At 65.6% G+C, this 12,785-nt stretch carries 15 protein-coding genes; 6 read left to right on the plus strand and 9 right to left on the minus strand.

Annotated features, from left to right (window positions below):
• The first annotated feature begins 66 nt into the window (after positions 1–66).
• Positions 67–663 (plus strand): NAD(P)H:quinone oxidoreductase, encoded by a 597-nt coding sequence (wrbA, locus tag GO608_RS15695; protein ID WP_169199392.1) that lies wholly within the window; start codon positions 67–69, stop codon positions 661–663.
• Positions 663–1,022 carry a DUF2069 domain-containing protein gene (locus GO608_RS15700; RefSeq protein WP_169199393.1) on the plus strand — a complete coding sequence of 120 codons (360 nt, stop codon included), beginning with the start codon at positions 663–665 and terminating at the stop codon, positions 1,020–1,022. Before wrbA ends, GO608_RS15700 begins: the two co-directional genes overlap by 1 nt.
• A gap of 38 nt (positions 1,023–1,060) precedes the next feature.
• Here GO608_RS15700 and GO608_RS15705 read toward each other — a convergent pair whose 3' ends face one another.
• The 5 genes from GO608_RS15705 to GO608_RS15725 form a co-directional block, all read right to left on the minus strand.
• Positions 1,061–2,596, minus strand: coding sequence for a 2-isopropylmalate synthase (locus GO608_RS15705; RefSeq protein WP_169199394.1), 1,536 nt, complete (start codon positions 2,594–2,596; stop codon positions 1,061–1,063).
• 274 nt (positions 2,597–2,870) lie between these two features.
• The gene (locus GO608_RS15710) at positions 2,871–4,190 is read right to left on the minus strand and encodes a ferredoxin reductase family protein (RefSeq protein WP_169199395.1); all 1,320 of its coding nucleotides are present in this window, start codon (positions 4,188–4,190) and stop codon (positions 2,871–2,873) included.
• Between the two features lie 68 nt (positions 4,191–4,258).
• Entirely contained in the window at positions 4,259–4,744 is a 486-nt protein-coding gene (locus GO608_RS15715) for a PepSY domain-containing protein (protein ID WP_169199396.1), read from the minus strand.
• A 123-nt stretch (positions 4,745–4,867) separates the two neighbouring features.
• Positions 4,868–5,362, minus strand: coding sequence for a diheme cytochrome c (locus GO608_RS15720; protein ID WP_169199397.1), 495 nt, complete (start codon positions 5,360–5,362; stop codon positions 4,868–4,870).
• Positions 5,363–5,425: 63 nt separating this feature from the next.
• Complete coding sequence (locus tag GO608_RS15725; RefSeq protein ID WP_169199398.1) at positions 5,426–5,842, minus strand: DUF1924 domain-containing protein; 417 nt, start codon at positions 5,840–5,842, stop codon at positions 5,426–5,428.
• Positions 5,843–6,039: 197 nt separating this feature from the next.
• Between GO608_RS15725 and GO608_RS15730 the strand changes: the two genes are divergently transcribed.
• The 4 genes from GO608_RS15730 to GO608_RS15745 are packed head-to-tail and all read left to right on the plus strand — an operon-like array spanning position 6,040 to position 9,390.
• The gene (locus GO608_RS15730) at positions 6,040–6,375 is read left to right on the plus strand and encodes a PepSY domain-containing protein (protein WP_041646641.1); all 336 of its coding nucleotides are present in this window, start codon (positions 6,040–6,042) and stop codon (positions 6,373–6,375) included.
• On the plus strand, positions 6,375–7,037 hold the full coding sequence (locus tag GO608_RS15735) for a response regulator transcription factor (protein ID WP_169199399.1): 663 nt from the start codon (positions 6,375–6,377) through the stop codon (positions 7,035–7,037). The genes GO608_RS15730 and GO608_RS15735 overlap by 1 nt, the downstream gene beginning before the upstream one ends.
• A 2-nt stretch (positions 7,038–7,039) precedes the next feature.
• Positions 7,040–8,404, plus strand: coding sequence for a sensor histidine kinase (locus GO608_RS15740; protein ID WP_169199423.1), 1,365 nt, complete (start codon positions 7,040–7,042; stop codon positions 8,402–8,404).
• A gap of 53 nt (positions 8,405–8,457) precedes the next feature.
• The gene (locus tag GO608_RS15745; protein ID WP_169199400.1) at positions 8,458–9,390 is read left to right on the plus strand and encodes a YcjF family protein; all 933 of its coding nucleotides are present in this window, start codon (positions 8,458–8,460) and stop codon (positions 9,388–9,390) included.
• 121 nt (positions 9,391–9,511) lie between these two features.
• On the opposite strand, the gene pssA is transcribed toward GO608_RS15745, so the two are convergent.
• The 4 genes from pssA to ilvN form a co-directional block, all read right to left on the minus strand.
• A complete protein-coding gene (gene pssA, locus GO608_RS15750) occupies positions 9,512–10,285 on the minus strand; it encodes a CDP-diacylglycerol--serine O-phosphatidyltransferase (protein WP_169199401.1) in 774 nt (257 codons plus the stop codon).
• Positions 10,286–10,368: 83 nt separating this feature from the next.
• Complete coding sequence (locus GO608_RS15755; protein ID WP_169199402.1) at positions 10,369–11,016, minus strand: phosphatidylserine decarboxylase; 648 nt, start codon at positions 11,014–11,016, stop codon at positions 10,369–10,371.
• A 69-nt stretch (positions 11,017–11,085) separates the two neighbouring features.
• The gene (gene ilvC / locus GO608_RS15760) at positions 11,086–12,102 is read right to left on the minus strand and encodes a ketol-acid reductoisomerase (protein ID WP_169199403.1); all 1,017 of its coding nucleotides are present in this window, start codon (positions 12,100–12,102) and stop codon (positions 11,086–11,088) included.
• A 100-nt stretch (positions 12,103–12,202) separates the two neighbouring features.
• The gene (gene ilvN, locus GO608_RS15765) at positions 12,203–12,694 is read right to left on the minus strand and encodes an acetolactate synthase small subunit (RefSeq protein WP_053419588.1); all 492 of its coding nucleotides are present in this window, start codon (positions 12,692–12,694) and stop codon (positions 12,203–12,205) included.
• Between the last annotated feature and the right edge of the window lie 91 nt (positions 12,695–12,785).

Here is a 12,785-nt window from a genome sequence, read left to right on the forward strand (position 1 = left end):
CGAGTGGGTTCCGGGCGGCGCGAGGGAGGCGCGTATAATTTCGTCATTCTAGCTGCGGCTGCCGATATGAAAGAAATCCTCGTCCTGTATTACAGCCATCGCGGCTCGGTGCGCGCGCTCGCCGAGCACGTCGCCCGCGGCATCCACCAGGTGCCGGGTGTCGCGGCGCGCGTGCGCACCGTGCCGCGCGTGTCGACGGTATGCGAAGCGGTAGAGGACGACATTCCCGCCGCCGGGCCGCCGTATGCCGAGGCGCGCGACCTGCAGGAGTGCATCGGCCTCGCGCTCGGCAGCCCGACCCGGTTCGGCAACATGGCTGCGCCGCTGAAATATTTTCTCGACGGGCTCGCCGGCGCCTGGGTCAATGGCACGCTCGCCGGCAAGCCGGCAGCGGTGTTCACGTCGACCGCCAGCCTGCACGGCGGGCAGGAATCCACGCTGTTGTCGATGATGCTGCCGCTGCTGCACCACGGCATGCTGATCGTCGGCCTGCCGTATTCCGAGCCCGAACTGAACGCCACGCGAAGCGGCGGCACACCGTATGGCGCGAGTCACGTGTCGGGCGCGGATGGCAATCCCGAACCGAGCGACGACGAGATCCGCCTCGCGGTGGCGCTCGGGCGGCGCCTCGCGTCGAGCGCGCTGAAACTCGCGGAGGGGTGATGACGCTGCGCGCATTGAACCTCGCATCGAGCGTCCTGCTCGTCGCCCTGATCGCGCTGTGCCTGCTGTGGGAAATCCGGCTCGCGCCGCTGCGGCCGGGCGGCTCGTGGATGATGCTGAAGGTGTTGCCGTTGATGCCGGCGCTGTTCGGCGTGTTGAAAGGGCGGCGGTACACTTACCAGTGGCTGTCGATGCTGGTGCTGCTGTATCTCGTCGAAGGGGTCGTGCGCACGAGTGATTCCGGCCTGGCCGGAGCCCTCGCGATCGCCGAAGCGGTCCTCGCGATGCTGCTGTTTGCGAGCGCCGTGCTGTATGCACGGCTCTCGGCCCCGTCGCGCCAGCGGCAGTCGAACGCGTGACGGTGGCTGCCGGCGTCATCGCTGGCGGCCACCGTGGTTCACAACTGCGGGTTCAGCCGCTCGAGCTTGCTGTGCAGCTTGTTCAGCGCGTTGAGATAGGCTTTCGCCGATGCGACGATGATATCGGTATCGGCTCCCTGGCCGTTGACGACCTTGCCTTCTCGGGCCAGGCGAACGGTGACTTCGCCCTGCGCATCGGTGCCGGTGGTGATCGCATTGACCGAATACAGCAGCAGCTCGGTGCCGCTGCTGGCGATCGCCTCGATCGCCTTGAACGCGGCATCGACAGGGCCGGATCCTTCTGCTGAAGTCCGCGTCTCCTGGCCGTCGACGGACAGCGTAAGGTCGGCCCGCGGCGTCTCGCCGGTTTCGGAATGGAAGCGCGAGGCGACGAGGCGGTAGTGCTCCTGGTCGGGAGTGACGACCTCGTCGCTCATCAGCGCCTGGATATCCTCGTCGAAAATCTCGTGCTTCTTGTCGGCGAGTTCCTTGAAGCGTGCGAACGCGTGGTTCAGGTGTTCCTCCGACGCCACGACGATGCCGATTTCCTGCAGGCGGCTGCGGAACGCGTTGCGTCCGGAATGCTTGCCGAGCACGAGCTTGTTCGCCCCCCAGCCGACGTCTTCTGCGCGCATGATCTCGTAGGTCTCGCGGTGCTTGAGCACGCCGTCCTGGTGAATGCCGGATTCATGGGCGAAGGCGTTCGCGCCGACGATCGCCTTGTTCGGCTGGACCGGAAAGCCGGTGACGCCCGACACCAGCTTCGACGCGGGCACGATCTGCGTGGCGTCGATGCGCGTGTCGCACGGAAACACGTCCTGGCGCGTGCGCACCGCCATCACCAGTTCCTCAAGGGCCGCGTTGCCGGCCCGTTCGCCGAGGCCGTTGAGCGTGCATTCGACCTGGCGCGCGCCGGCCATGACCGCAGCGAGCGAATTCGCGACGGCAAGACCGAGGTCGTTGTGACAATGCACCGACCAGACGACCTTGTCGGCACCAGGCACGCGCTCGATCAGCGTGCGGATGGTCTGCGCATATTGCTCGGGGACGTTGTAGCCGACGGTGTCGGGCACGTTGATCGTCTTCGCGCCGGCCTTGATGACAGCTTCGAAGATGCGACAGAGAAAGTCGATCTCCGAGCGGCCGGCATCCTCGGCCGAGAATTCGATGTCGTCGGTGTATTCTTTCGCCCAGCCGATCGCGCGCACCGCCTGCTCGACGACCTGGTCGGGCGACATCCGCAGCTTCATTTCCATGTGGATCGGGCTGGTCGCGATGAAGGTGTGGATGCGCCCGCGCACAGCAGGAGCGATCGCCTCGCCGGCGCGGCGGATGTCGGCTTCATTTGCGCGCGCGAGGCCACACACCGTCGATTCTCTGATCGCCTCGGCAATCGCGCGTACAGACTCGAAGTCGCCATTGGAGGCGGCAGGAAAACCGGCTTCGATGACGTCGACGCGCATCCGCTCCAGTTGCCGGGCGATGCGCAGTTTCTCGTCGCGGGTCATCGACGCTCCGGGGCTTTGTTCGCCGTCACGCAAAGTGGTATCGAATACGATCAAGTGGTCTTTCATCGTCGGCTCCTGGGGAAATGGGATAGCGAAAGCGGATATGACAAGTGCCGGCGCTTTCACGCCGGCAGCAGGCAAACAACACGAAGGGAGGGGGAATATATTTAGCGCGCGGGGCGCAGCAGCGGGCCGAGCAGCAGGCCCGCCGGCAGAAGGCGAAGCGACAGGAGGGAGGGGTCGCGTTCGAAAGTCATGCTCAGGACTATAAAACAGGGGCCGGAAATTGCGCAAGCGCGAGGCCGATTGTTTTTGTCGATCTTCGCGATTGCGTCCGGCTTCAGCGCATTTCGAACGCCTCCTGGTGAAACCGGACTCGCCCCATGCCCAAACCACGCAGTCCGCTGCGCAGTGCCTGGGCAAAAGCCCGTGGTCCGCAGAACCAGATTTCCGGCTGGCGCTCACCGGCGTGACGGGCATGCAGCGCTTCGGCGGTCAGCGGCCGGTCGCGGTCGGTGCTGACGACATGCAGGCGGATCGTCGGCAGCGCGGCGCACAGCGATTCGAGGCGTGCAACGAACGGGTCGTCGTCGCGCTGGCGCGTGCAATAGTAAAAGTGAGCAGCCGGGGCTTCGGCCGGCGCTTCCTGCAGCGACTCGAGCCACGCGAGAAAAGGCGTGACGCCGATGCCGCCGGCGATCCACACCTGTTCCGATTTGCGCGTGCCGCGGCGATAGTCGAAGCGGCCGTACGGTCCTTCGACCTTTACCGGCTGGCCGGCGGCGAGCCGTGCCGCCAGGCCCTGCGTATAGTCGCCCAGGGCCTTGATCTGGAACGTGATGCGCCGGTCGCCGCGGTCGGCGCAGGCGATCGTGAAGGGGTGGGCGCCTTCGACGTGATCGAACGTGACGAACGCGAACTGCCCGGGCTGATGGCCGCGCCAGCTGTCCTCGAGGTGGCAGACGACCTCCGTCAGGCCGGACGCCTGTTCGCGCACGACCTCGATATTGCCTTCGACCTGGCGCGCCCGCCCGATGCGTCCGGACAGCGAGCGCAAGCCCGAAACGGTGCCGGCGGCGATGAACAGGGCGAGCAGGGCACCGATCGCGCTCGTCCAGTAGTCGAGGGGCGCGAGGAACCCGGCGTGGATCGCGAGCATGCCGTACAGCATCGGCATCGCATGGTGCAGGTAGCGCCACAGCCGGTATGGCAGGCGCTTCCACAGCGTCAGCACGAGCATCGCGATCAGCGCGTAGATCGCCCATTCGCCGAAATCCTCGGCAACGTCGCGCATGATTTCGAGAAAGCCGCCTTCGTGCTCTTTCGGCAACCGGCCTTCGCGGCCGACCACAGACTTGATGACGCCGTCGGACATTTCGATGAGCCAGTGCAACGCAGCGAAGCTGATCGCGAGGATGCCCGACCATTTGTGCACGCGGTAGATCCGGTCCATGCCGCCCAGCGGCTGCTCGAGCCACGCCGGCCGCGTCGCCAGCACGATCGCCAGCGACATCAGCGAAAACGCCCACAGCCCGGTGAGGTACAACGCCTCCTGCCGCACGGCCCAGGGCAGCGAGGCCCCCTCGGCGGGGCTCGATGACGAAGTGATTGCCCAGGCGAGGGTCACGAGCGCGAGGAAGCTGGCGAGTAGAGTCTTCATGGCCGTGTCCGCGTGACGGGGGGCGGAAAAGGGCCCGGCGGCGGCATTGGCCGAACCGGGCCGTTCACTCAGACCCCCAGGCCGGGGCGGGTCAGCCGGGCGCTGGGGTCGAACTCGGAGTTACGTTCGGTGCCGCGCTCCGCCTCGCGGCCGTCCTCGCGCCGGTTGTCGCGCTCCGTGTCGCGGTCGGAGTCGCTCGTCGATCGGGCTCCGGAGTCATCGCCACGGCGCCCGTCGCGCCCCTTGCGATCGGCGCGGACGAGGTCGCCGTTCGTCGGATCGACGACGAGTTTCACCTTGCGTCCGTCGCGGTCGATGGCCTTGACTTCGTATGCGTTGTCTTCGCGTTCGATTTCGCTGATGTCGCGATAACCTGCGGCGACGACCTTGTCGTGGATCTGCGGAATCGACAGCCAGTTGCCCCGTTCGGCGGTGCTGGCGGTGGCGGCGCTGTCGATGGGGGCGTTCTGGGCGAATGCCGGGGCGATCGTGACGCCCGTGGCGAGCAGGCCGGCGCTGAGGGCGATGGCGGTGACGAGGTGTGAAGTGCGCATGGTTGGATCTCCTTGTGTTTCTCGGTTGTCGGTCGGGGTGTGACCGTGACGTCATTGTGCGAGGGGGGTGCTGAACGAAGCCTGAAGCGCGTGTTCATGCTGCATTCATCGTCCGGGCATTGGTCAGTCGTCCTCGAAATAGCCGTCGTTGGCGTCCACGTGGCATGCGGGACAGTTGGCCTTCGAGCCGACGTCCTTGTGCTGCCATTCGCTGCGGGATACCTCGTCATGCTCGCGGACCCATTTCGGCAGTTCGGTGATGCGCTGCGGAGAAGCCCCCGCCGGCACGCCTTTCATCAGCTTGCGTCCGTAGCGGCGCCCACCGGCGTCGGCGGCGTTATCGACGAGATAGCGTGTGACATGAGCGGCGGTCTGGGGGTCGAGGCTGGCGTTGTCACCGAAATGGTCGTCGAGCTCGACCATCATGCGTTGCCAGGATGCGGCCGGCAGCATCGCCGGCGGAAACGCCATGTGACAGCTGCCGCATTCGTCGACAGTGGGTTTGTCCTTGACGGGCGGGAAATAATCGTCGCCGCCGGCACGGGCCTTGGTCAGCACCGCGGCGGTCAGGCCGATGACGAGCAGGCCGGCGACGACCGAACGTATGGGAATGTTCATGTGATTCTCCTTTCCTTGCAGGCAAAACGGTTCGGAAGGGCGTGGAAGGGTGGGGAAGGGCGATCACTGGTTCATCATGTAGGCGAGCCAGTCCCCTTTTTCGAGCGAGGTGCATTCGCGCCCCAGCACTTCGTCGCAGTTGCGTTTGAACCACTTTTCGACTTTCGCGGCGTCCTTGTAACGCTCCGGCGAAACTGACAGCGCCATCGGCTCGATCGGCTTGCGGGTGCGGGTGCGGCCGGCGCTGAGGGCGTCGTTTCCGTGGCAGGACGTGCAGGCCGGGGTGTCGGCCTTGCCCGTGTTGTGTTGCGTACGGTGCAGGGTTTCGCCGCGGGCGGCCGAAAACCCGGAAAAACCGGGATCGGCGGCCTTCGCCGCCGCCGCATAGCGATCGATCAGGGTTTCCCGCGGGCCGCCGATTGCCGTCGATGCGAGGCCGAAGGCGCAAAGGAAACCGATTGCATAGCGTGTGGGGGTCATGTTTCCATCCTTGTCGTGGCGGCACTGTGGTTCCGGGCGAGAGGGCTGGTGAGGGCCATTGCGAACCGTGACTGCAGTGTGGAAAGACCTACCTGAACCGAAGCTGAAGCAGCCGTTCACGGTGCGTTCATGGCGACGCTGCTAAAAACGGGGCTGCCGGAACACTCGCAGCAGATCGCTACAACCAGGAGTCACTCGTGCGCTTCGTTTCCCTCATTGCCGTCATCGTGTCGTCCGTCCTTGCCTTGGGACCGTCTGCTCTTCTCGCCGATGACGAGCACGACCACGATCGCGCCCGCCGCGCGGTCGAGCAGGGCGAGGTGATGCCGCTGCAACGGATACTCGACAACGTCGAGCGCGATCACCCGGGACAGGTCATCGAAGTCGAGCTCGAACAGGAAAAGGGCCGCTGGATATACGAAATCAAGGTGCTGAAGGCGGGCGGGGCGCTCGTCAAACTGGAGATCGACGCACGCGACGGAGTCGTCCTGCGTGATCGCGAACGTGCACCGGGAACAGGGGGAAAGCGCTGATGCATATCCTGGTCGTCGAAGACGAACCGACACTCGCCGCGCAGCTTGTCGAAGCGCTCGCCGCTGCCGGCTACGCGGTCGACCGTGCCGACAACGGGCGGGATGCCCACTTCATCGGCGACGTGGAGCCGCTCGATGCGGTGGTGCTCGATCTCGGCCTGCCGCTGATGGACGGGATCACGGTGCTGAAGAAATGGCGCGCGGCCGGACGCACGATGCCCGTGCTGATCCTCACCGCACGCGACAACTGGCATGAAAAAGTCGCCGGGATCGATGCCGGCGCCGACGATTACCTCACCAAGCCGTTCCACATGGAAGAGCTTCTCGCGCGCCTGCGGGCACTGATCCGGCGCGCCGGCGGCCACGCCAGCGCCGAGCTCGCCTGCGGTCCGGTATTGCTCGACACGCGCGCCGGACGCGTCAGCGTGAATGGCCAGGCGGTGAACCTGACCAGCCACGAGCTGCGCGTGCTGGATTACCTGATGCACCACCAGGGCGAGATCGTGTCGCGCAGCGATCTCACCGAGCACATCTACGCCCAGGATTTCGACCGCGATTCGAATACCATCGAAGTCTTTATCGGTCGTCTGCGCAAGAAGCTTCCCGCCGGGATGATCGAAACAGTCAGAGGCCTCGGCTACCGCATGGTTTGTCCCGCGTGAACATGTTCGGCGCACCGCCCGGTTCGCTGCGCGTGCGGCTGCTCGCGGGCAGCCTGGTGTGGATCCTCGGGACGCTGACGGTGACCGGATTCGTTCTCGCCGATCTTTTCCGGCGCCATGCCGCGGAGCGGTTCGAAGCCGAACTGCGCATCCATCTCGACCAGCTCACCGCGAATCTCGATTTCGCCATCGACGGCACCCCGCGATTGCGCGCCGAACTGAGCGACCCGCGGCTGCAGAAGCCGTATTCCGGACTCTACTGGCAGATCGACCGCGCTGCGAACGGGGGGCAGCCCGCGGTGCTGCGTTCGCGTTCACTGTGGGACACGACGCTCCGCGTGCCCGCGGATAGCCCGGCCGACGGCGAACTCCACGTCCACCGCATCGCCGGACCGGATCGTGCCCAAGTGGTGATGATGGAGCGTGTAGTCCGCCCGGCCGCTTTCCCAGACCAGCCGCTGCGCCTTATCGTCGCCGCGGACGAGCGCGTCATGACGGACCCGGTGCGCGAGTTCGTCGGCCTGCTTGCGATCGCCCTCGGCGTGCTGGCGGCCGGTCTCGTCGCCGCGGTGGTGCTCCAGGTATCGGTCGGGCTTGCGCCGCTGCGCCGGCTGCGCAGTGCGCTCGGCGAAGTGCGCGACGGGCGCACGCGGCGCCTGAACGGCGCCTATCCGAACGAAGTGCAGCCGCTCGTCGACGAACTCAACGCGTTGCTGCAGCACGACGCCGAAGTGGTTACCCGCGCGCGTACCCAGGCAGGCAATCTCGCCCACGCCGTCAAGACGCCGCTGGCGGTGCTCGGCAACGCTGCGGCGCGCGAGGACGGCCCGCTCGCCCGTCTCGTCTCCGAGCAGGTCGCGACCGCCCAGCGTCAGGTCGACTACCATCTGGCGCGCGCGCGCGCTGCCGCCGCGGTGCAAGTGCCCGGAATGCGCACGACAGTCCTTCCGCTGGTCGAATCGCTGGTGCGGGTGATGAAGCGCGTGCATGCGGAACGCGACCTCGAGATTGTGATCGAAGCCTGCGCCGGCGAACCCGCTTTTCGCGGCGAAGAGCAGGATTTCCAGGAAATGCTTGGAAACCTCGTCGACAACGCGTGCAAATGGGCGCGCCGCCGTGTCGAGATCCGCGTGGCGGTCGAGCGCAGCCAGCTCGTGATCGTCGTCGACGATGACGGCCCCGGGCTTGCGGCGCCGGAACGCGAATCCGTGTTCGGGCGCGGCGTGCGCGCCGACGAACGCACGCCCGGCTCTGGGCTCGGGTTGGCGATCGTGCGTGACCTCGCGCAACTTTATGGCGGCGACGTGCGGCTCGACGCGGCCTCGACCGGCGGCCTGCGCGTCGTGCTCACGCTGCCGGCGGCGTAGGTTTCGCCGCAATGTCGGCCCTCGAATTTTCCAACGTACCGTGAGAGACAGCAATGAATCCAGAACAGACCCGCTCCCTGATCACCATCTGCCTGATGGCGGCGTTCGCCGATGGACACCAGGACCCGCGCGAGCGCGAGCACGTCCGCCGCGTTGCCGAGTCGCTGTCGGCGCAAGCCGGCATCGACTTCATGCCGCTGTATCAGGACGTGCTGCTCAAGCGCATCAGCCTCGAGCAGGCGGTCGAAGCGCTCGGCAGTCCGGAACTGCGCCAGCTCGCGTTCGAGATGGCGGTCGGCGTGTGTGACGCGGACGGCGTGCATGATGCCGGCGAAACTGCTTTTCTCGACCGGCTCAGCGGCGTGCTCGGACTGGCGCGGGCCGCGTCGGCAGCCATCGTGCGCGATGCCGATGCGCTTGCCGAGGCGCCGGTCGACAAGCCGATCACCGAAATACCCGCCGCCACCGGACCCGACCAGGCCGAACTCGACAAGATGATCCTCAACGCCGCGATCCTGAACGGCGCGCTGGAATTGCTGCCCGAGTCGCTGGCGTCGATGGCGATCATCCCGCTGCAGACGCGGCTCGTGTATCGCGTCGGCAAGGCGCACGGCTTCGAACTGGACCGGCGGCACATCGCCGATTTTCTCGCGACCGTCGGAGTCGGCCTGACGTCACAGTACGTCGAGCAGTTCGGCCGCAAGCTCGTCGGCGGACTGCTCGGCAAGATGCTGGGCGGCGCGGGCCGGACGATCGGTAGCGAGGCGACGGGCTCGGTGTTCTCGTTCGCGACGACTTATGCGCTCGGACATGTCGCGAAGCGCTATTACGCGGACGGGCGCAAGCTCGACGCCGCGGCGCTGAAGACGAGTTTCGCCCAACTCACCGACAGCGCGCGCGGGCTACAGGACCGTTACGCGCCGGAAATCGCCCAGCGTGCCCGCACGCTCGACCTGAAGCGCTTGACTGCGGAACTGCGCGCCTGAAGAGCGGCCTGCGCGGGCGAATCCTCAGGGGTGGTGCAGTTCCGCAGGGAACTCGCCGCTCCCAGAGCGTGGGGCGGGCTCGCCTCCCGGCCTTGCGCTGCGCGCCTCTTGCAGGCGGGGCTCAGGGGGCGGATTCGTCGTCTCGCGGTCCGACGGCCGCTTCTTGCATGCGCCGCCGCTGCATGAAGCGCCAGATGTAGACCACGTAGCCGGAGATGGCATAGCCGAGGAAAAGCGCAAACAGTACCCCCGGCGGGTAACTCGATACCAGTGCGAAGGCCAGCACCAGCGCGATGACGACGATGAACGGCACGCTCTTGCGCAGGTTGATGCTCTTGCCGCTCCAGAACAGTACGTTGCTAACCATCGACAGGCCGCTGAAGATCGTCAGCGCCGCGGCGAACCAGCGCACGTCTTCGCCCGTCAGGCCGTTGTCGATGACGACCCACACCAATCCCGCAATCAACGCCGCGGCCGCAGGGCTTGGGAGTCCCTGGAAGTAGCGCTTGTCGATGACGTCGATGTTGGTGTTGAAGCGCGCCAGTCGCAGCGCCGCGCCGGCGCAATAGATGAACGCCGCGATCCAGCCGAGTTTCCCCATGTCCTTGAGCGCCCACTCGTACATCACTAGCGCCGGGGCCGCGCCGAACGAAACCATGTCGGAAAGCGAATCATATTCGGCGCCGAATTCGCTCTGGGTGTGGGTCAGGCGTGCGACGCGGCCATCCAGGCCGTCGAGGACCATCGCGACGAAGATCGCCACCGCCGCATGTTCGAAACGCAGGTTCATCGCCTGCACGATCGCGTAGAAACCTGCGAACAGCGCCGCGGTGGTGAAAAGGTTCGGCAGTATGTAGATGCCGCGCCGGCGTTTCTCGGGGGAGATCATGGGCATGAAGAGGCGTGTTCCGCTATGGGCCGGGATGCCGAATGACGATTCTAGCGCAGCCCCGGGATGTCATGACATGCCCCGCGCAATCAGGGCAGCTCGGCCAGGATCGTGCTCGATGCCGAAACCTTGTCGCCGATCGTCACCCGAGCGCGGCTGCCTGGGGGCAGGTAGACATCGACGCGGGAGCCGAAACGGATGAAGCCGTAGCGCTGTCCACGGGCAAGCGACGCTCCCGCTTCGACATAGCACAGAATGCGCCGTGCGATCAGGCCGGCGACCTGCACGCAGGTGACGTTGTGCCCGTCCCGGGTGCGCAGGTGCAGCGCGTTGCGTTCGTTCTCCACCGAGGCCTTGTCGAGCGCGGCATTGACGAAACGGCCGGCGTTGTACCAGCGTGCGACGACTTCGCCATCGACGGGGCTGCGATTCGAGTGAACGTTGAACACGTTCATGAACACGCTGATCTTGACGCTGTCCCGGTCGAGATACGGATCGCGTACCGGCTCGATCGCGACGATGCGACCGTCGGCAGGCGACAGCACGTCCTTCGCGCCCTGCGGGATCGGCCGCGGCGGATCGCGGAAGAACTGCACGACGAAGATGAACAGCAGCCAGAACGGCAGCGCCCAGCCGAAGCCGGCCGCGCCGTTGATGACCAGCGCGACTGCGAGCGCGATCGCGATGAAAGGCCAGCCTTCGCGGGCGAGGAGCGGGTGGGGATAATTGTTGGGCATGATGTACTCGAGATAAAAAAAGGCCGGGTTCCGGCAAGACGCGGAACCCGGCCTGCTGTCCGAGACAGCTCAGTTTTTCGACTGATCGACGAGCTTGTTCTTCTTGATCCACGGCATCATGTCGCGCAGCTGGCTGCCGACCTGTTCGATCGGATGCGCTGCGTTGAGGCGCCGGCGCGCCGTCATCGACGGATAGTTCGTGCGGCCTTCCTGGATGAACATCTTCGCGTACTCGCCGGTCTGGATGCGCTTCAGCGCGGCGCGCATCGCTTCGCGCGACTGCTCGTTGATGACTTCCGGGCCGGTCACGTACTCGCCGTACTCGGCGTTGTTCGAGATCGAGTAGTTCATGTTCGCGATGCCGCCTTCGTACATCAGGTCGACGATCAGCTTGAGCTCGTGCAGGCACTCGAAGTAGGCCATCTCCGGTGCATAGCCGGCTTCAGTCAGCGTCTCGAAGCCCATCTTCACAAGCTCGACGGCCCCGCCGCACAGCACCGCCTGTTCGCCGAAGAGATCGGTCTCGGTTTCTTCGCGGAAGTTCGTCTCGATGACGCCGCCCTTGGTGCCGCCATTGGCCGCGGCGTACGACAACGCGATGTCCTTGGCCTTGCCGGAGCGGTCCTGATGCACCGCGATCAGCGACGGTACGCCACCGCCCTTGAGGTATTCCGAACGCACGGTGTGGCCGGGGCCTTTCGGCGCGACCATGATGACGTCGAGATCGTCGCGCGGCACGACCTGGTTGTAATGCACATTGAAACCGTGCGCGAACGCGAGCGTCGCGCCCTGCTTGATGTTCGGCTCGACGTCGTTGTAATACACCGCGGGGATGTTCTCGTCGGGCAGCAGGATCATGACGATGTCGGCGCTGCTGACCGCTTCGGCGACTTCCCGGACGTCGAGGCCGGCCGCTTCGGCCTTCTTCCACGAGGCACCGCTCTTGCGCAGACCCACCGTGACCTTGCAGCCGGAATCCTTCAGGTTCTGCGCGTGCGCATGGCCCTGCGAACCGTAGCCGACGATGGTGATCTGCTTGCCCTTGATCAGGGAGAGGTCGGCGTCCTTGTCGTAATAGACTTTCATGTTGTTCCTTTCAACTTTCGATGGGAGTGCTTCCGGCGCTCGCCATGGTAGCGGCGCTCGCACCGGTCGCAAATGGCTAGTTCGGCAGGTGAGTTCGCCGTCAGACTTTCAGGATGCGGTCGCCACGGCCGATGCCGCATACGCCGGAGCGGACAATTTCGAGGATCAGCGCCGGATCGATGGCATCGATGAAGGCATCGAGCTTCGACTGGCTGCCGGTGAGCTCAATCACGTAAGAGGTGTCGGTCACGTCGATGACGCGGGCGCGAAAGATGTCCGCCATGCGCTTCATCTCGTCGCGGTCCTTGCCGGTTGCGCGGACTTTCGTGATCATCAGCTCGCGCTCGATATGCGCCGATTCGGAAATGTCGACGACCTTGATCACTTCGACCAGCTTGTTGAGCTGCTTGGTAATCTGCTCGATGATGTCGTCGGACCCGGAGGTGACGATGGTCATGCGTGACATCGAGGCGTCTTCGGTCGGCGCCACGGTCAGCGATTCGATGTTGTAGCCGCGCGCCGAGAACAGCCCCGAGACACGCGACAGCGCGCCGGATTCGTTCTCGATCAGCAGGGAGATGACGTGTCTCATGATGTTCTCTTTCGAGGTCTACGATTGAACCGTGCTCCCGCGGATACGGACTGCCGGAGGCCGGCATCCGCGGCGACGGGAGCCGGTAAGC

The sequence above is a fragment of the Aromatoleum buckelii genome (assembly GCF_012910785.2).
Lineage (GTDB): Bacteria > Pseudomonadota > Gammaproteobacteria > Burkholderiales > Rhodocyclaceae > Aromatoleum > Aromatoleum buckelii.